16 protein-coding genes are annotated in these 19,282 nt (G+C 60.9%); 14 read left to right on the top strand and 2 right to left on the bottom strand.

Annotated features, from left to right (window positions below; all coding sequences use genetic code 11):
• Positions 1–96: 96 nt before the first annotated feature.
• The gene (locus ASF70_RS00005) at positions 97–1,446 is read right to left on the bottom strand and encodes an LLM class flavin-dependent oxidoreductase (RefSeq protein ID WP_062576387.1); all 1,350 of its coding nucleotides are present in this window, start codon (positions 1,444–1,446) and stop codon (positions 97–99) included.
• A gap of 211 nt (positions 1,447–1,657) precedes the next feature.
• The gene (locus ASF70_RS00010; protein WP_062576389.1) at positions 1,658–2,761 is read right to left on the bottom strand and encodes an aldo/keto reductase; all 1,104 of its coding nucleotides are present in this window, start codon (positions 2,759–2,761) and stop codon (positions 1,658–1,660) included.
• A gap of 98 nt (positions 2,762–2,859) precedes the next feature.
• Between ASF70_RS00010 and ASF70_RS00015 the strand changes: the two genes are divergently transcribed.
• The 14 genes from ASF70_RS00015 to fdhF all read left to right on the top strand — a co-directional run bounded on the left by ASF70_RS00015 (position 2,860) and on the right by fdhF (position 19,214).
• Positions 2,860–3,750, top strand: coding sequence for a LysR family transcriptional regulator (locus tag ASF70_RS00015; RefSeq protein ID WP_062576391.1), 891 nt, complete (start codon positions 2,860–2,862; stop codon positions 3,748–3,750).
• Between the two features lie 91 nt (positions 3,751–3,841).
• Positions 3,842–4,630 carry a potassium channel family protein gene (locus tag ASF70_RS00020; protein WP_062576393.1) on the top strand — a complete coding sequence of 263 codons (789 nt, stop codon included), beginning with the start codon at positions 3,842–3,844 and terminating at the stop codon, positions 4,628–4,630.
• A gap of 158 nt (positions 4,631–4,788) precedes the next feature.
• Complete coding sequence (locus tag ASF70_RS00025; RefSeq protein ID WP_062576829.1) at positions 4,789–5,934, top strand: ABC transporter ATP-binding protein; 1,146 nt, start codon at positions 4,789–4,791, stop codon at positions 5,932–5,934.
• A 2-nt stretch (positions 5,935–5,936) separates the two neighbouring features.
• Positions 5,937–6,857: a sugar ABC transporter permease gene (locus tag ASF70_RS00030; protein ID WP_062459086.1), complete on the top strand. Its 921-nt coding sequence runs from the start codon at positions 5,937–5,939 to the stop codon at positions 6,855–6,857.
• Positions 6,857–7,678 (top strand): carbohydrate ABC transporter permease, encoded by an 822-nt coding sequence (locus ASF70_RS00035; RefSeq protein WP_062576395.1) that lies wholly within the window; start codon positions 6,857–6,859, stop codon positions 7,676–7,678. The genes ASF70_RS00030 and ASF70_RS00035 overlap by 1 nt, the downstream gene beginning before the upstream one ends.
• A gap of 44 nt (positions 7,679–7,722) precedes the next feature.
• Positions 7,723–9,015 carry an ABC transporter substrate-binding protein gene (locus tag ASF70_RS00040; protein WP_062576397.1) on the top strand — a complete coding sequence of 431 codons (1,293 nt, stop codon included), beginning with the start codon at positions 7,723–7,725 and terminating at the stop codon, positions 9,013–9,015.
• Positions 9,016–9,081: 66 nt separating this feature from the next.
• Positions 9,082–9,882, top strand: coding sequence for a phosphodiesterase (locus tag ASF70_RS00045; RefSeq protein ID WP_062576400.1), 801 nt, complete (start codon positions 9,082–9,084; stop codon positions 9,880–9,882).
• 239 nt (positions 9,883–10,121) lie between these two features.
• Positions 10,122–11,126, top strand: a complete 1,005-nt coding sequence (locus tag ASF70_RS00050) for a TRAP transporter substrate-binding protein (protein ID WP_244473904.1) — start codon at positions 10,122–10,124, stop codon at positions 11,124–11,126.
• A 90-nt stretch (positions 11,127–11,216) separates the two neighbouring features.
• Positions 11,217–11,726 (top strand): TRAP transporter small permease, encoded by a 510-nt coding sequence (locus ASF70_RS00055; protein WP_062576401.1) that lies wholly within the window; start codon positions 11,217–11,219, stop codon positions 11,724–11,726.
• 2 nt (positions 11,727–11,728) lie between these two features.
• Positions 11,729–13,015 (top strand): TRAP transporter large permease, encoded by a 1,287-nt coding sequence (locus ASF70_RS00060; RefSeq protein ID WP_244473905.1) that lies wholly within the window; start codon positions 11,729–11,731, stop codon positions 13,013–13,015.
• A 152-nt stretch (positions 13,016–13,167) separates the two neighbouring features.
• Complete coding sequence (locus tag ASF70_RS00065) at positions 13,168–13,776, top strand: J domain-containing protein (RefSeq protein ID WP_062459068.1); 609 nt, start codon at positions 13,168–13,170, stop codon at positions 13,774–13,776.
• Between the two features lie 237 nt (positions 13,777–14,013).
• Positions 14,014–14,493 carry a formate dehydrogenase subunit gamma gene (locus ASF70_RS00070; RefSeq protein ID WP_062576402.1) on the top strand — a complete coding sequence of 160 codons (480 nt, stop codon included), beginning with the start codon at positions 14,014–14,016 and terminating at the stop codon, positions 14,491–14,493.
• On the top strand, positions 14,490–16,046 hold the full coding sequence (locus ASF70_RS00075) for an NADH-quinone oxidoreductase subunit NuoF (protein ID WP_062576404.1): 1,557 nt from the start codon (positions 14,490–14,492) through the stop codon (positions 16,044–16,046). Before ASF70_RS00070 ends, ASF70_RS00075 begins: the two co-directional genes overlap by 4 nt.
• A gap of 288 nt (positions 16,047–16,334) precedes the next feature.
• The gene (gene fdhF, locus ASF70_RS00080; protein ID WP_062576407.1) at positions 16,335–19,214 is read left to right on the top strand and encodes a formate dehydrogenase subunit alpha; all 2,880 of its coding nucleotides are present in this window, start codon (positions 16,335–16,337) and stop codon (positions 19,212–19,214) included.
• Positions 19,215–19,282: the final 68 nt, after the last annotated feature.

A 19,282-nucleotide genomic window follows, 5' to 3' on the forward strand; every position in this document is an offset into this window, starting at 1 on the left:
CCTAGTCGCAAAAACTTCAAGAAAAATTTAAGTTGTTGGATTAACATGATAATTCGCCGTTTCACGCGCAAGGAGGCTGTCAGCACCGTTTCACGCTCATGATTCACGCGCGGCGGTGAAGCGATTGGCCGGCATGGAGAGACCAAGGTTGTCGCGCAGCGTCTTTCCTTCGTACTCGTCACGGAAGAGACCGCGGCGGCGCAGTTCCGGGAGCACCAGTTTGACGAAATCATCGAGGCTGGACGGCAGGGTCGGGAACATCAGGATAAAGCCGTCGGCTGCCCGGGTCTCGAACCATTCCTCCATGAAGTCGGCAATCTGGGTGGGCGTCCCGGTGATACCATTGCCGGTGTGCTTTTCCGCATAGTGACGGATCAGCTCGCCGACCGTCCGGCCGCTTTTGACGAAATCCACAAGCTCGTCGAACAGCGCCCGCGAACCGCGTGGCGTCTCGGGCAGACGGTCCATGGGGAACGGCTGGTCGAGAGGAACGCCTGCGAGATCCGCCTCAAGAAATTCCGACAGCATCAGCCGACCGACATCGGGATGCAGCTTGTCGATCATGAAATCGACCTTGGCCTGCGCTTCGGCTTCGGTCTCTCCGACGTTGATGACAATGCCCGGCATGATCTTGAGATCGTCAGGATCCCGACCGTATGCGGGCATGCGATCCTTGACGTTCTTATAGAAGGCCCGGTTGCGATCGATGTTGGAGGCGAGACTGAAGACGATCTCCGAGGTGCGCGCGGCAAGATCCATGCCGGGCTCCGACCCACCGGCCTGAGCAATCACCGGGCGGCCCTGGGGCGACCGGGCGATATTGAGGGGACCCCGGACCTGAAAATGCTTGCCCACATGGTTGAGCGTATGCAGCTTATCCTTGTCATAATAGATCCCGGTCTCGCGATCGAGCTTGAGCGCGTCCGCCTCGAAACTGTCCCACAAACCGAAAACGACATCGACGAATTCCGCACCCCGCTCGTAGCGCAGGGCGTGGGGATCGAGTCCGTCGCGGTTGAAGTTATAGCCCGTCTCGTTGTGATCTGATGTCACGACATTCCAGCAGGCGCGGCCGCCGCTCAAATGATCGATCGAGGCAAAGATGCGCGCGACGTTGTAGGGTTCGTAATAACTGGTCGAAACGGTCGCGACCAGACCGAGCTTTTCGGTGGAAACCGCGAGCGCCGAGAGAAGCGAAAGCGGCTCGAAACGGTTCATCTTGGTCGGCTGTCGCGCCAGCGCTGCTGGATCGCCGACAGCGGCCGCGGGAGAATCCGCCATGAACATGAAATCGAACTTGGCCGCCTCGGACTGTTTCGCGACGTTCAGGAGATGAGCGAAATCATTGGCGCCGTTCACATCGCTATCAGGATGCAGCCATGAAGCGGGATGAAAGCCGAAGGTATAGACGAATGTGCCAAGCTTGAGTTTGTCGCGACGCGCCATGCTGTTATTTCGAACTCCCGATTGATGCCGATCGGTGCGCGGTATCGATCCGCTCTGCGCACACTTGCCCGAAGCTTAGCAGCAGCCTCCCGGTCGGCAAGAACCGACCGGTTGTTTTCGCGCAAATACCGCACGCAATCTGAGGGCAAGGGGATCAGCCCGCTCGATATCCCGGCCGACAACGGTAAAACATCGGCAAGGGTCCTGCCCGTCAGGACGGTGCGAAGGGTTGAACCGCCTGACCGCCGAACAATGTTTCCCGTGGGATTTGGAAGATGAAATACGGATTGAGGAGCGGCAGCATCGTTGCCTGTTCCAGCCGTTGCAAATGATCATCACTCAGTGTGATCCCGAGCGACGCGACGTTCTCCGTGAGTTGGGCGACTCGGCTCGCACCGATCAGAACCGAGGACACGCCGGGTCGGTTGACAACCCAGGCAAGCGCAACTTCCGCCGGGGAACGGCCGATCTCGTCTGCGACCGTCTTCACCACATCGACCACGTCGAAGTTGCGCTCGGTAAACAACATGCCCCCAAACGGATTGTCCCCGTTCAACCGGCCGTCGCTGTCTCCCTCGCTCGTCGGTGCACCGCTATCGGGCATCGCTGTGGCGCGCCCCGCATCGGCAATCTTGTCGCGACCATACTTGCCGGACAGCAAGCCGGCAGCGAGCGGGCTCCAGGGAACGAGCCCCAAGCCGAACTCGGCACCTGCCGGGATAACATCGAGCTCGACGCCTCTGTCGATGAGCGAATAACTGTACTGCAGGCCGATCGGCTTCGGAAGGCCGTGCGCTTCCGCAAGTGTTGCAATCTTGGCGACATACCAGGCCGGCGTGTTGGAAAAGCCGTAATGCAGGATCTTTCCGGCGTGCACCGCGTCCGCCAGGGTCTGCAGCACCTCCTCGGCGGGCGTCGTACGATCCCAGACATGGATCCAGTACATGTCGATATAATCGGTTTTCATCCGCCGCAGCGAACCCTCCATCCCGAGCCGGATGTTTTTCGCGCCATTCCCACCCCAGAGCGGCGTGCCCCGCGCGCGGGAAAAACCGGACTTGGTGGCGATCACCAGACGATCCCGGTTGCCTTTGTCCTTCATGAACGTGCCGAGCATGGTTTCGCTTTCGCCACCCGAATAGATGTCGGCGGTATCGACGAAGTTGCCGCCGGCGTCGGTATAGGTATCGAACAAATCACGCGACGTCTTTTCACCGGCGCCCCACCGACCGGCGCCGAACGTCATCGTTCCGAGCGCGAGCGGGCTGACGATCAGTCCGGATTTGCCGAGTGTGCGGTAATGCGTGAGATCCATGCGTCTTCTCCATGCTGTTGATGACGAAGAACCTAGCAACACCTGCTCCTGCCGATTAGAGGTTGCGGGCGGCATGAACTTGTGAGCAGCTTGCAGCAATGGAGCGCAACCACCTCAATGATCTCATGGCGTTCGCGACGGTCGCAAGAGAGTGCAGCTTTACCCGTGCGGCCGCGATCCTCGCCATGTCGCCATCGGCACTCAGCCATGCGATGCGCGGGTTGGAAGAAAGGCTGGGCGTTCGGCTTCTGGCGCGCACGACACGCAGCGTGTCTCCGACGGAAGCGGGCGAGCGGCTGCTTCGATCACTGAACCCGGCGCTGACGGAGATAGAAGACGGCCTGCAGGCAATGGCTGAATGGCGCGACAACCCGTCTGGCACAGTGCGGATCACCACCTTTGCCTATGCGGCCAGGATCGTGCTTCTCCCGAAACTGCCGGGTTTCCTGCTTGCAAACCCGGATGTGCGCGTGGAGGTCAACATTGACGACGGTTTGACCGACATCGTCGCGGCTGGTTTCGATGCGGGCATCCGGCTGGGAGAAACGGTCGACAAGGACATGATCGCAGTCAAGATCGGCCCGGACCTGAGGACGGTGGTCGTCGGCACGCCCTCCTATTTCGAGAGATACCCGCCTCCCCTGACACCCTATGATCTCGACCGTCATGCCTGCATCGGTTATCGGCTGAAGACATCGGGCGGACTTCTTCCCTGGGAATTCCAGAGGGGTGACAAGGAAATCAAGATCCGCACCCGCGGGCCTCTGGTCGCCAACGACGGCGATCTTCCGGCTGCAGCCGTACGAGCGGGCGCCGGACTCGGTTACATTATGGAGCATGACGTGGCGGAGGATATTGCGTCGGGCAAGCTCATCCAGGTCCTCGCCGAGTGGTGCCCAAGATTCCCAGGTTTTCATCTTTATCACCCGAGCCGGCGACAATCCCCGCCGGCGTTGCGGGCGCTGATCGCTGCCTTGAAAACCAGTTGAGCAAGGCCTCCGCAATTTGCTACTGGCGCGGTCAGCAACGTGTTTTTGTGCGTACGCTTGATGACATCTCCTTTCGATCTATCTGGACCTCATGAAAATTGTCGAAAAAAGAAGCGACCGGATGAAGTTCAGGGACTGCGTGCGGTTGCTCGAGCGCCCTACGGGTCGGAACGCCATCGCCATGCAGGCTGCATTTGCGGTCGTCGATCTGGCGATCTTGGCATTCTTCCTGCTCGGCCCGTATCTTCGGTCCAGCCCGTCCTATCTGATCGTCGATTACATCATCGCAGCCTGGATCGGCTTGGAGCTCATGGTCCGCGCCGTCGCAGCGCCGTCACTGCGACATTGGCTCGCAAGGCCGTTGACGTGGATCGATCTCGTCCTCCTGGTGACGCTGCTTTTCCCCGACGCGCTGTTCAACTTTGCCTTTCTTCGCGTCATGCGCCTTTGGGCCATCGGACAAAGCCCCTTGCTGAAGGAGGTTCTGCGGCGTGCGGGCTGCGTGTCCTATCTGGACGTCGTGCGCGCCGTGCTGAACTTCCTGGTGTTCCTGTTTCTGATGACCGGGTTCGTTTACACCACGTTCTTCTACAATCGTGACGGAAGCGAAGGTTTCATCGACGCGCTCTACTTCACGGTGGCAACGGTCACCACGACCGGTTTCGGAGATATCACGCTTCCGGGAACGGTCGGCAAGCTGACATCCGTCTTCACCATGATCATCGGCATCTCGCTGTTCGTCCGGCTGGCGCAGGCGATCGTCAGGCCGCACAAGGTCACGTTTCCCTGCCCGCGCTGCGCTCTGCAACGCCATGACGCAGACGCGGTGCATTGCAAGGCCTGTGGAGAGGTGTTGAACATTCCGGATGAGGGCAGCTGAACGAATGACCGGCGAGGTCTCTAACCGCCGTCGACCCTGAGGGGCAGGCGTAGCACCCAACAGTCCACGTCCCACCCTCCTCCGTTACATAACCTTCTCAAAACTGTCGCAACACCGTCATGTCGCGGCTGCATAGCCCCTTCGAAAAGGAGCTCAGAATGCAGCCTCAATCGCTTAACATTGCCAGCATCGGGAAAGGCTTCGGGGCCGACGACGTCCTGAAGGGCATCGACCTATCCATCCGTCCTGGCGAGTTTCTATCGCTCGTGGGCATGTCCGGCTGCGGCAAATCCACGTTGCTCCGGATCATCGCAGGCCTTGAGACCGCGGATCGCGGAACGGTGTCGATCGGCAGCCGCGATGTCACCGATGTGGATCCGTCCGACCGCAATCTGGCAATGGTGTTCCAGTCCTACGCGCTCTATCCTCATATGACCGTGCGCGACAATATCGCGACGCCGCTGCGCATGCGCCGCCTTTCGGTCTGGTCGAGGTTGCCGCTGATCGGGCGCATGATCGCGAATGCCGAAATGCTCCGCGAGATCGATGCTTCGGTAAAGGAAGCAGCCGACGTGCTGCAGATCGGCCATCTGCTCGATCGAAGGCCGGCACAGCTTTCCGGCGGCCAGCGCCAGCGCGTGGCGCTTGCCCGCGCCCTGGTCCGTTCGCCTTCCGCCTTCCTGATGGATGAGCCGCTGTCCAATCTAGACGCGAAACTGCGCGCACATATGCGTGGCGAACTGACCAACCTGCACAGCCGCCTTGGCGCCACCTTCATCTATGTCACCCATGACCAGATCGAAGCGATGACCATGTCGGACCGCATTGCCCTGATGTCGGAAGGCCGCATCGAGCAGCTCGGCACACCGGACGAACTTTACCGGCGCCCTTCGACCCTGACCGTTGCACGTTTCATCGGATCGCCATCGATCAATCTTCTGCCCGTCGAGCTGGACGCATCGGGAGAGATCGTTCTGTTTGGACAAAAGCTCGGCATCACCGCGCGCAACGCATGGCCGGGACCTGCGACACTCGGCATCCGCGCCGAAGACGTTTTTCCCGCAGCTGATGGCATCGAGGCAAGCCTCGTACGGACTGAAACGCAGGGTGCCGACCGTTTCGTCACCTACACTCTGGCCTGCGACAGATCCATTTCCATCGTCATGCGGCAGCGGGTCGGCGACGAGCTCGGCGCGGATGCGGATGGCAATGTCCGGCTGGGTTTCGCAAAGGCCGGCGTCCATCTTTTCGGGTCCGACGAGAAGCGCCGCGAGATCACCGTTCACGAACAGGTGCCGGCGTGAGTATGGCGGCTTCAACGGTAGAGGCAATTTCAGAGGCCCGGCCACGCAAATCGTCGACTGCACGCCGCATGGCGCGGCGGGGGCTTTTCTTCGTTGCTCCGGCTGTGCTGCTGATGCTCGCCATCTACATCATTCCGATGCTTGTTCTCGCCGTCTTCTCGGTCACGGACTATCAGCTCGGCGCCATGTCCACCAGCTTCGTTGGCCTCGACAACTTTCGCAAGGCGTTCAGCGATCCGGTATTCTTGCGGGCATTGTGGAACACGGTGCTTTACGCGGTCATCGTCATTCCGGCGGGTGTCATCCTGGCGCTCGGGGTGGCACTTCTCGTCTATAACCGCAAGCGCAGCCGCGGCTTCTGGGAGATCGCCTATTTCCTGCCGGTGACGGCGACGCTCGTTGCGATGGCAACCGTGTTCCAGTTCCTGCTGCACCCCTCGCTCGGCCCGGTCAATGCCGCGATCAAGTGGTTCGGCTTCGAGCCGGTCGGCTTTCTGTCCAACCCGTCGCTGCTGATCCCGACCATGGCGATCATTGGCATCTGGCAGGTGCTGGGCTTCAACATGGTGCTCTTCCTGGCCGGTCTGACCGCGATCCCGAAGGATCTGCACGAGGCCGTCCGGCTCGACGGCGCGAAGAACCCGATCGACCGTTTCCTGACGGTCACATTGCCGATGCTGGGACCGACCATGATGTTCGTCATCGTCACCACGTCGATATCCGCATTCAAGGTTTTCGAAACCGTCGCGGTTCTGACCAAAGGTCGCTCAGGCTCGGAAGTGCTGCTGTTCGCGCTTTACCTTGAAGGCTTCGAATATTCCAACACCGGCTATGCGGCCGCCCTCACCCTGATTTTCCTTGCCATCGTCCTGGTGCTCTCGATCGGCCAGACGGTGCATATGGACCGGAAGGTACATTACTGATGGCCGCGCTCCGCAGATATTTGCCGCATGTCGTTCTGGCCGCCGGGGCCTTCGTGATGCTGCTGCCGTTCTACTGGATGTTTCTGACCTCCATCCGTTCGCCCGCCGAGATCTTCAGCGTCTCGCTTTGGCCGATCCCGGAGAAATTTGCAGCCGTCGACAACTATTCACGCGCGGCCAGTCAGGTACCGATGCTCCGCTTCATGCTGAACGGTGTGATCGTCTGCTTCGGCATCCTGTTCGTGCAGGTGCTGACAGCCGTGCCTGCAGCCTACGCGCTCGCAAAGCTTCGCTTTCCGGGCCGCAAACTGCTGCTGACGCTGGTCATTGCCGCACTCACCGTGCCGATCCAGGCGCTGGCATTGCCCCTCTTCGTGGGGCTCGCAAAAGCGCAGCTGCTGAACACCTATTTCGCGATGATGATGCCGTTTCTTCTCTCGGTCTTTGCGATTTTCCTCTTCAATCAGTCGTTCCGCAGCTATCCCGACGAGATCATCGAAGCCGCACGCATGGACGGTTTTTCGGAACTGGAAATCTGCTTCCGGCTGGTGCTGCGCGGCTCGCTGCCTTCGCTTGCGGCCTTCTCGGTGTTCTCGCTGGTTGCCCACTGGAACGACCTCTACTGGCCGATGATCGTTGTCACCGACACCAATCTGGCGCCGCCGCCGCTCGGCATGCTGTTCTTCGCGGACGTCGAATCCGGAGCGAACTACGGCGCACTGATGGCGGGCGCGACGATCATCACAGCCCCGATGGTTGTCTGCTTTCTTCTTGCCAGAAAACATTTCATCGCCGGCATCACCATGACTGGCGTGAAGTAACTGCTCTCCTCTCCTTCCCCCAACCGAACTCTTCGGAGACCAAAATGCATATCACCAGACGGACCGCGCTCGGCGGACTGGCTCTCGGCCTCGCGCTGACAGGCTTTTCCACCCAAGCATCTGCAGCGGATGTCACTCTGAACGTCCTCTACAACCTGCCGGGCTTCACCAAATTCCATCAGCCGCTGGCCGATGAGTTCATGAAGAACAATCCGGACGTCAAGATCAACTTCCTGGCGCCAGCGCCTGGCTATAACGATGGCCAGCAGCAGGTTCTGCGCGCAGCCGTTACCGGCAACCTGCCGGACGTCTATTTCTCGGGCTACAATCTGACGGCAGAACTGGTCCACACACTGGCACCGCGCAAGCAGATCACCGATCTCGCTCCGTTCATTGAAAAGGACGGCGGCCAGGCCTTCCTAGACAAGAACTATTCGCCGAAGATGTCTGCGCTGGGCATGGTCGACGGCAAGCAGTACGGCCTGCCGGTCAACGCCTCTTCGCCGATCATCTACGTCAACGCCGAACTGGTGCGCAAAGCCGGCGGCGATCCGGACAACATGCCGAAGACGTTCGACGGCCTGATCCAGCTTGCCAACAGGATCCATGCGCAGGACGCCAAGGTGTCCGGCATGGGTTACGATATCAACCTGTGGCCGGACGACTGGTTGTGGCAGGCGCTCATCACCAATCAAGGCGGCAAGCTGGTCGACGAGACCACCAAGACCGTCGGCTTCGACAACGAGATCGGCCTCAATGCTCTGAAGCTCGCTCGTCGCTTCGTCACCGAAGGCGGCCAGAACCTGCTTGACTGGGACCAGTCGCGTCAGCAGTTCGGCGCTGGCCTGACCGGCTTCATCTTCTCGACGCCTGCCCATGTGCAGACGATCGAAGCCTTGGTCGGTGACCGCTTCAAGCTGGTGACCTCGACCTTCCCGCTGGATAACCCTGAAAAGGGCGGCGTGCCGACCGGCGGAAACTCGGCCGTGATGCTGACCCAGGACAAGGAAAAGCAGGACGCAGCCTGGAAGTATATGAAGTGGGTGACAGGCCCGGAAGCGCAGAACGTCATCGTTCGCATCACCGGCTACCTGCCGACCAACAAGCTCGCCACCGGTCCGGAATTCCTGGCGCCTTACTATGCCGAGCATCCGAACGTCAAAACCGCTTCGCTCCAGGCTGAGCGCTCACTGCCATGGGCCGGTTATCCGGGTGGTGATTCCGTGCGCATCTGGCGCACCCAGCGCGACATCATCGGCACCGTCATGCGCGGCGAAGTCACGCCCGAGGCCGGTCTGAAACAGATCGTCGAGCAGACCAACGCGTTGATGAAGTAATCACTGACCAATGCCTACGGCCGCGGGGAGCCTCTCCGCGGCCTCTTCATTCTTGAGAGAACGACGATGAAAATTCTGCAGATCACCGATACGCACCTGATGCTGTCAGGCCAGTCCGTGAACGGTGTCGACCCCGAGAAACAGCTGCGCGCAGCCGTGGCTGATGTCCTCGAGAAGCACGCCGATGCGGACCTGTTGGTGATGACCGGCGACCTCTGCAATCACGGTGATCCCGAAGCCTATGACATCCTCAAGGATATTCTGGCGCCCGTACCGTTCGAAGTGCGCCTGATGCTCGGCAACCATGACGACCGGCCGAATTTCAGGGCGGCCTTCCCTGCCCATCCCCTCGATGCAAACGGATATGTCCAGTCCTTCCTCGATACGGAGTTCGGAAGGCTTGTCTTTCTCGACAGCCATGAGGCGGGTGTCATCGGCGGTATCTTTGGCGAAGACCGGATGGCGTTTCTGGACGAGGCGCTTGAAGGTGCCGGCCAGCACCCGGTGACAGTCTTTATCCATCACCCGCCGATCGACTGCGGCATTGCCCATTTCGATCACATCGGCATGCATGACGACGGGCGGATCATGCGCCGGCTTGCCGGCCACGAAGCGGGCATCCGTCATATCGTGTTCGGCCATATCCACGTTCCGATGTCAGGAACGAGCGCCGAGGGCATTGCCTATAGCTCGGGTCAGGCCTGCGCCCATCGGTTCGTCACCGACCTTGCCAATCCGAAGCCGTTCTGGACGGGAGGCAATCCCTGCTACCGGATCATCAACCTCGATGGACATGGCCTGCGCGCCTACGCCGTGGAAGTGGGCGAGACGATCACCGGCCAGGCGCCGATCTGCGAAGGCCCTTGATTTGGGACGGTCGAGGCGAAGTCGTGCGCCTCGACCAAAGCCTGCGTCTTGCAGAGCCTGAAAGCAGGCGATGCGTCTTTTCCACCACAGACATCAGCCGTCGATCAGACTGCAACCGAAATACCCCCGGCGAGGCTCTTGTATCGGCCTTGGATGAACTTGACGTCTATCAGGTTTTCGCGGATGGAGGTCGTCCACATGCGCGGATGAGGACGACGCGCTCTACGGGAGGAAAACACGTGTTTCATGCGTTGAACAGACGGACGTTCGCTGGCGCCTTTGCGGCTGCCACCCTTGCAGCGACCTGGGCAACCGGTGCCTTGGCACAGGCAACCGAGGTGAAGATCGCCTACGCGCTGGCGCGCGATTCCCATTACGGTGCCGCCGCCGATGGCTGGGACAAATACGTTACCGAAACCAGCCAGGGCAAATTCAAGTTCACCCATTTCCCGTCCTCCGCACAGGGTGGCGAGCGCGAAGTCATCGAAGGCCTGCAGCTTGGAACCGGCGTCCAGGCCGTCGTGGTTTCCTCCGGTGCTCTCTCCAACTTCGTGCCCGAGATCGGCGTGACCGATATCCCTTTCCTGTTCCGCGACCTGACGCATGCGCGCGCCGTACTGGACGGACCGATCGGTGAAGGCATCCTTGAAAAGTTCCGCGATCGCGAGCTGATCGCCCTTGCCTGGGGCGAGCAGGGCTTTCGCCACATCACCAACAACCGCCAGCCGATCGAAAAGCCGGAGGATCTGGCCGGGCTGAAGATCCGCACCATGGAAAATCCGGTCCATATCGCGGCCTTCAAGACGGCTGGTGCCGCACCGACGCCAATGTCCTGGCCGGAAGTCATTCCAGCCCTGCAGCAGGGCGCGATCGACGGACAGGAAAACCCGCTTTCGGTCATCGTCTCCGCCAAGCTCTGGGAAGTTCAGAAGTATCTGACGGTGTCCGGACACGTCTATTCGCCGGCAATGCTGATCGTGGCGCCATCGTTCTGGGAAAGCCTTTCCGAGGACGAACAGAAGATCTTCGCGGACGGTGCGCTGAAGGGCAAAGAAGCCATGCGCGCCTTTGTCGACGCCTCCGAAAAGAACGGCGTGGAAAAGGCGAAGGCTTCAGGCATGCAGGTCAACGTGCTCAGTGACGAGCAGAAGGCCGCGTTCCAGAAGTCGATCCAGTCCGCCTATGACGGTTACTACAAGACCTATACCAAGGAACTTGTCGACCAGATCATCGCCACGAAATAAGCGCGTCAACACTTCGACGGGCGCCCTCTTCAGGTGGACGCCCGTCAGCGGATCGATCCGAGGGGCGGCGCTTCGAGCGCCGGGGGTGCAATGCAGAAATTCGAACGTATTTTCGTCGATCTCAATCGCTGGCTGCTGATCGCTATACTGTCTGCGATGGCGATACTGGTGTTTCTCAACGTCTGCCTTCGGTTTCTCACCAATCAGTCGATCACCTGGTCGGACGAAGTTGCCCGCCACCTGATGATCTGGCTGACATTCATCGGAGCCGGCATTACGCTCAGGCACGGTTCGTTGACGGCGATCGACAACGTCCAGATCGCGGTCAGAGATCGCAAAGCCCGCATCCTTCGCATCATCTCGGCGATCATCATGTTCGCGTTCTTCGCGGTGATGATCTGGGCCGGCAAAACCTACGTTGGCCGCACGATGCTGCAGACGACGCCGTCCACGCAGATCCCCTTCGGCTATATCTATCTCGCGATCCCGATCGGCTTCACCCTTTTGACCATCCATCTTCTCCTGGTTCTGCGCACCTACGTCATCGGCGGCATGAGCGCGCTGCAGGGCGAAGACGACCTCCCGCCGGTTGCTGCCTGACCATGATGATTTTCATTCTCTTCGTTTCGTTTTTCATCCTGATGGCCGTCGGCGTGCCGATAGCCTTCACGCTGGCGATTTCGACCTGGCTCGCCGTCATTCTCGGCAGCCGCTATCCGCAGATCGTCGTGATCAAGGAAATGTTCTCAGGGGTGGACAGCTTCCCTCTGCTCGCCGTCCCGTTCTTTATCCTGGCGGCCGAACTGATGACGGGCGGTGCGCTTACCCATCACCTTCTGCGCCTTGCGGCGCAATTCGTCGGCCGTGCCCGCGGCGGGCTCGGTTATGCCAGCATCATCTCGACAACGCTGTTTGCCGGCATTTCCGGCTCGGCACTTGCAGCAGCGGCCGGACCGGGCGCGATGACGATCCGGATGATGGAGAAAAGCGGTTACGAGAAGCGCTACGCATCCGCTTTGGCTGCGGCTGTGGCGATCGTCGATCCGATCATCCCGCCGTCGATCACCATGATCATCTATGCCCTGCAGGACAATCGCGTTTCGGTCGGCGGCCTGTTCGTTGCGGGCGTCATTCCTGGTCTCCTGATCTCCGCCGCGATGTGCCTGGTGAACTTCTACATTTCCCGCAAGCGCAACTACCGCTCGATGGATCTGCGGCCGACGCTTGCCGAGATGGTAAGGACGACGGTCTACGCGATGCCGGCAGTTGCCCTGATTGTCATCGTCGTCGGCGGCATCCGCGCCGGGTATTTCACCCCGACCGAAGCATCCGTCATCGCGGTATTCTACTCGCTGTTCTGCGGCATGTTCATCTACCGCTCCCTGCACATGCGGGATCTGCCTGATATCATCTTCCGCTCGGCGATGATCACCGTCGGCATTCTGCTCATCCTCGCTGCCGCACGAGCCTTTGCCTGGGTGCTGATCATTGAAGGCGTGCCGCAATATATGGCGGACCTGATCATATCGTGGAACCTCAGCCCGATCATGTTCCTTCTCGCCGTCAACGTCCTTTTGCTGCTGTTCGGCACATTCATGGATCCCCTTCCCGGCGTCATGATCCTGGTGCCGATCCTGGCGCCGATCGCCTTCAGCCTCGGTATCGATCCGATCCACTTTGCGATGATCGTTATTCTCAACCTGACGATCGGGCTGATTACTCCGCCCGTCGGCCAGCTTCTCTATGTCGTGTCGGCCGCGGTCAGGATCAGGGTCAGCGAGATCTCGCGGGAAATGACACCGTTCCTCATCGCCTATGTCGTGATCCTGCTTGTGATCACCTTCATTCCGGCGCTGTCGACCTGGCTGCCCCGTCTCACCGGTTTTTGATTTGAAGCGCCCGGACATGACTGCGGCGACAGTCGGTAACCAAGGCCGGATATCGCCGCTAAAAGCACAGTTGTTTTCTGAAAAACACGGATAAATGTGGAACGCAGGTTCCCCGCTTGCTGTCATCGCATGTTGCCGCCATATAGACACCCATGACAGTCGATTCGAAGATATTTGTGGGCCTGAAGTCCATCCGCAAAAAGCCTGCGCCGCAGAGCGACACATCCGGGCCGAGATGCCAGTGGGATGGCTGCGAGAAGAAGGGTTCTCACCGCGCGCCGGTCGGCCAGGGCGGCGAAGGCCTGTATCTTCTATTCTGTCTCGAGCACATCAAGGACTACAACAAGGGCTACAACTTTTCCCCGGCCCAGTCGGATCCTGTGGTCGCCCGCTACCAGAAGGAAGCGGTCGCTGGCCAGCGCTCGACATTGGGCACCGGCGTCAAGCAGCCGACCGAGATCCCGATGCCGCTGACGACCCGCTCCGGGTCGGCAAAGGCGCTCAACGCGCGAAAGAGCGCGGAGCAGCGCAAGGCGCAAAAGGCGGAACAGCAGGCAAGAAAGCTCAAGGTTCTCGAAGCAAAGGCGTTCGAGACACTCGGACTTCCGCAAGACGCAACGCCCGCGCAGATCAGGCTCCGCTACAAGGAGCGCCTCAAGATGCACCATCCCGATGCAAACCAGGGCAGCCGAACATCAGAAGACGAGCTTCGCGCATCGATCGAGGCGCACAAGATCCTTAAGCTGAACGGCTTCTGCTGAGAATTCGTGCATCGCTATAGTTGCGGGTCTTGCAGTTAAGACTCGGACGCGTCCGAATGGCGGCAGGTTGTGCGATAGCTTTGTTCTATTGCGTAACCGTTCTGCACTATTGACCAAAAATCATGAGATGAGACACTTTCCTGCATCGTGAAGCTGGGTTCGCCCAGCTTGTACGTGTTTTGACCCCGTTGGCTGTCGTGGAGGGCGGCTTGCGGGATCAGCGGGGAGGCCGCTCATATGAACATGCATATTTCCGCCGGTGAGTTCACCGCGCGGTCGCTGAGCATTATCGCAAGCCTGAAGCATCTCGAGGGGCCGATGCTGCCCATCCTGCATGCCATTCAGGCGGAGTTCGGTTACGTGCCGGATGAGGTCAAGCAGGTGATCGCGACCGAACTCAACCTGTCTCGCGCCGAGGTGCACGGCGTCGTCACCTTCTATCACGAATTCCGCGATCATCCGGCGGGCCGTCATGTGCTGAAGCTCTGTCGGGCCGAGGCCTGCCAGTCGATGGGCAGCGACCATATCGCGGATCGCGCCCGGCAGGTTCTCGGGATCGACTTTCACGAGACGACGCTCGATGGCGCGGTGACGCTGGAGCCGGTCTACTGTCTCGGTCTCTGCGCCTGCGCACCGGCCGCAATGATGGACGGCGAACTCTATGGTCGGGTCGACGAGCAGTGTCTCGGCGACATGGTACGGGAGGCAAGGCGATGACGGTTACGATCTTCGTTCCGCGCGATGCCGCAGCTCTGGCGCTTGGCGCAGACAGGGTGGCAAAGGCCATCGCGCAGGAAATCGACAGGCGCGGGCTGGATGCAAGACTGGTGCGCAACGGCTCGCGCGGCATGGTCTGGCTGGAGCCGCTGGTCGAAGTGGAGACGGAGCGCGGGCGCATCGCCTACGGGCCCGTCAAGGCCGGCGACGTGGCCGGGTTGTTCGATGCCGGGCTGCTGCATGGCGGAGGTCACGACCTCTGTCTCGAGCTGACGGAGGAAATTCCTTTCCTTCGTCAGCAGACCCGGCTGACCTTTGCCCGCTGCGGCATCACCGATCCCCTGTCGCTCGAGGATTACCAGCGGCACAACGGACTTGTGGGTCTTCGGAACGCCATCGCGATGTCGAAGGCGGAGATCGTCGCAAAGATTACCGACAGCGGTCTTCGCGGCCGCGGCGGTGCCGGTTTTCCGACCGGCATCAAGTGGAAGGCGGTGATGGACGCGCCGGGCGACCAGAAATACATCGTCTGCAATGCCGACGAGGGCGACAGCGGCACGTTTGCCGACCGGATGATCATGGAGGGCGACCCCTTCGTTTTGATCGAGGGGATGGCGATCGCAGGCATCGCGACCGGCGCCACCAAGGGCTACGTCTATACCCGCTCGGAATATCCGCATGCCATTGCCACGATGAGCGAGGCGGTCGAGATCGCCCGCGCGGCTGGCATCCTCGGGCGTTCAGTGATGGGCTCGGCGCATGCCTTCGACATCGAGATCCGCTCCGGCGCCGGCGCCTATGTCTGCGGCGAGGAGACGTCTCTTCTGAACTCGCTGGAAGGAAAGCGCGGCACGGTGCGGGCAAAACCGCCGCTACCGGCTCTGCAGGGATTTCTCGGCCGGCCGACGGTGGTCAACAACGTCATCTCGCTCGCCTCTGTGCCTGTGATCATGGAGCGCGGCGCAGAATTCTACCGGGATTTCGGCATGGGCCGCTCGCGCGGCACGATCCCGATCCAGATCGCCGGCAACGTCAAGCATGGCGGCCTGTTCGAGACGGCTTTCGGGCTGACCCTCGGCCAGATCATCGATGATATCGGTGGCGGCACGGCGACCGGGCGTCCGGTCAAGGCGGTACAGGTCGGTGGTCCGCTCGGCGCCTACTTCCCTAGGCAACTGTTTGATACACCCTTCGACTACGAGGCATTTGCCGAAAGAGGCGGGCTGATCGGCCATGCGGGCATCTCGGTGTTCGACGATAGCGCCGACATGCTGAAACAGGCCCGTTTCGCGATGGAATTTTGCGCCATCGAAAGCTGCGGCAAGTGCACCCCCTGCCGGATCGGTTCCACCCGCGGCGTCGAAACCGTCGACAAGATCCGCGCCGGCATCGAGCCTGATAAGAACAAGGTGCTGCTGGAGGATCTCTGCAACACGATGAAGTTCGGCTCGCTCTGCGCGCTCGGCGGGTTCACGCCCTATCCTGTCATGAGCGCGATGAACCATTTTCCGGAGGATTTTGCGCCGGCACCGATGGTGGAGGCGGCGGAATGATGAGGAGTGCTCTGCTTAGCAGACGAAAAGCCAACGATTTGGCTTTTCGAATGACGAATGCCCGCAGCTATAGCGAAGGGCGGGCAGCAAGTCCCCTCCCGCTCGCTTTGCTCGCCGCCCTCGCCACAGGTGGGAGGGCTCAACCTGCCGCGCGGCTTGCTTTCCGATTGGGTGAAGTCGGCGCGGCATCTGTTCGCCCCCCTTGTGGGGGAGATGGCCGGCAGGCCAGAGGGGGACTTTCTCCCCGCCGCCCAGTCCGCACCCCCATGTTCAAACAGGAGACGCATCATGTCCCTCGTTCATGAAATCGACTACGGCACACCAGTTTCGAAATCCACCGAGACGGTGACGCTGACCATCGACGGTCGCCAGATCACCGTTCCCGCCGGCACCTCGATCATGCGCGCCTCGATGGCGGCCGGCATTCAGGTGCCCAAGCTCTGTGCCACGGATATGGTCGACGCCTTCGGGTCCTGCCGGCTCTGTCTCATCGAGGTCGAAGGTCGCAACGGCACGCCGGCCTCCTGCACCACGCCGGTTGCGCCCGGGATCGTCGTCCACACGCACACGGAGCGGCTGAAACAGATCCGCAAGGGTGTGATGGAGCTCTATATCTCCGACCACCCGCTCGATTGCCTCACCTGCGCCGCCAATGGCGACTGCGAGCTGCAGGACATGGCGGGTGCCGTCGGCCTTCGCGACGTTCGCTATGGCTACGAGGGCGACAACCATGTGAGGGCCCGGACCGACGGCGCCATCAATGCCAAGTGGATGCCGAAGGACGAGTCGAACCCTTACTTCACCTATGACCCTTCCAAATGCATCGTCTGTTCGCGCTGCGTCCGCGCCTGCGAGGAAGTGCAGGGCACGTTCGCGCTGACAATCGAAGGCCGCGGTTTCGAAAGCCGCGTCTCTCCCGGCGCGCACGAACATTTTCTCGAGTCCGAATGCGTTTCCTGCGGTGCCTGCGTGCAGGCATGCCCGACCGCGACACTGACCGAGAAGTCGGTGATCGCAATCGGCCAGCCAGAGCATTCGACGGTGACGACCTGCGCCTATTGCGGCGTCGGCTGTTCGTTCAAGGCTGAAATGCGCGGCGAAGAACTGGTACGGATGGTACCGTGGAAGGACGGCCAGGCCAATCGCGGCCATTCCTGCGTCAAGGGACGGTTCGCCTATGGCTATGCGAGCCACAAGGACCGCATCCTCAATCCGATGATCCGCGAGAAAATTTCCGATCCGTGGCGGGAAGTCAGCTGGGAAGAAGCGTTCAGCCATGTCGCCTCGGAGTTCCGGCGCATCCAGTATCAGTATGGCCGCGAATCGATCGGCGGCATCACCTCGTCGCGTTGCACCAACGAAGAGACATTCCTCGTCCAGAAGCTGATCCGGGCCGGTTTCGGCAACAACAATGTCGATACCTGTGCCCGCGTCTGCCATTCGCCGACCGGTTATGGGCTCGGCCAGGCTTTCGGAACCTCGGCCGGAACGCAGAATTTCGACAGCGTCGAGCACACCGACGTGGTCATGATCATCGGCGCCAACCCGACCGACGGTCATCCGGTATTCGGGTCGCGGCTGAAGAAGCGGTTGCGGCAGGGTGCGAAACTCATCGTCATCGATCCGCGCCGCACCGATATCGTCCGCTCGCCCCATGTCGAGGCAGCGTTTCACCTCCCCTTAAAGCCAGGCACCAATGTGGCTGTCCTGACCGCGCTGGCGCATGTCATCGTCACCGAGGGGCTGTTTGCCGAAGCGTTCATCCGCGAGCGCTGCGACTGGTCGGAATTCGAGGATTGGGCGGCGTTTGTTTCGGAAGACGCGCATAGCCCGGAAGCGACGGAGGCCTATACCGGCGTTCCCGCCGATCTGCTGCGCGGTGCAGCCCGGCTGTTTGCGACCGGCGGCAATGGCTCGATCTATTACGGCCTCGGCGTCACCGAGCACAGCCAGGGCTCGACGACGGTGATGGCGATCGCCAACCTTGCCATGGTCACCGGCAATCTCGGCCGGCCCGGCGTCGGCGTCAATCCGCTGCGAGGACAGAACAACGTCCAGGGCGCCTGCGACATGGGCTCCTTCCCGCACGAACTGCCGGGCTATCGCCACATCTCCGACGATGCCACCCGCGAGACATTCGAGAAACTGTGGGGCGTGACGCTCAACAACGAGCCGGGCCTGCGCATACCGAACATGCTGGATGCCGCAGTCGAAGGCACGTTCAGGGGCATCTACATCCAGGGCGAGGATATCCTGCAGTCCGACCCGGATACCAAGCATGTGTCCGCCGGTCTCGAAGCGATGGAATGCGTCGTCGTGCACGACCTCTTCCTCAACGAAACCGCCAACTACGCGCATGTCTTTCTGCCGGGCTCGACCTTCCTCGAAAAGGACGGCACGTTCACCAATGCTGAGCGGCGCATCAACCGCGTTCGCAAGGTGATGAGCCCGAAGAACGGCTTGGCCGACTGGGAAGTGACGCAGAAACTGGCGCAGGCAATGGGGCTCGCCTGGAACTACACCCATCCGTCGCAGGTGATGGACGAGATCGCCGCGACGACGCCGAGCTTTGCCAAGGTCTCCTACGACTATCTGGAAAAGATGGGCTCGGTGCAGTGGCCCTGCAACGAAGCGCATCCGCTCGGTTCGCCGATCATGCATGTCGACGGCTTCGTGCGCGGCAAGGGCAAGTTCATCCGCACCGAATATGTCGCGACCGACGAACGCACAGGGCCGCGTTTCCCGCTTCTGCTCACCACCGGCCGTATTCTCAGCCAGTATAACGTCGGCGCGCAGACACGGCGCACCGACAACGTCGTCTGGCATGCGGAGGACCGTCTGGAGATTCATCCGCACGACGCCGAGCAACGCGGCATCAAGGACGGCGACTGGATCAAGCTTGCGAGCCGAGCCGGCGATACGACGCTGCGGACTCTGATCACCGACCGCGTGGCGCCGGGTGTCGTCTATACCACCTTCCACCATCCCGATACGCAGGCGAATGTGATCACCACCGACTACTCGGACTGGGCCACCAACTGCCCGGAATACAAGGTCACGGCGGTGCAGGTTTCGCCGTCGAATGGCCCGACGGAGTGGCAGCAGGACTACGGCGACCTGTCGCGCAGATCGCGACGCATCGCAGGTCGAATGGAGGCTGCGGAGTAATCGGAATTATCAATTGCAAATAGGCAATCGGTGAGGCCGCAGGGCTCTTGCAAACAGGTCAAGAACCA

The sequence above is a fragment of the Rhizobium sp. Leaf321 genome (assembly GCF_001423215.1).
Taxonomy (GTDB): Bacteria; Pseudomonadota; Alphaproteobacteria; order Rhizobiales; family Rhizobiaceae; genus Neorhizobium; species Neorhizobium soli.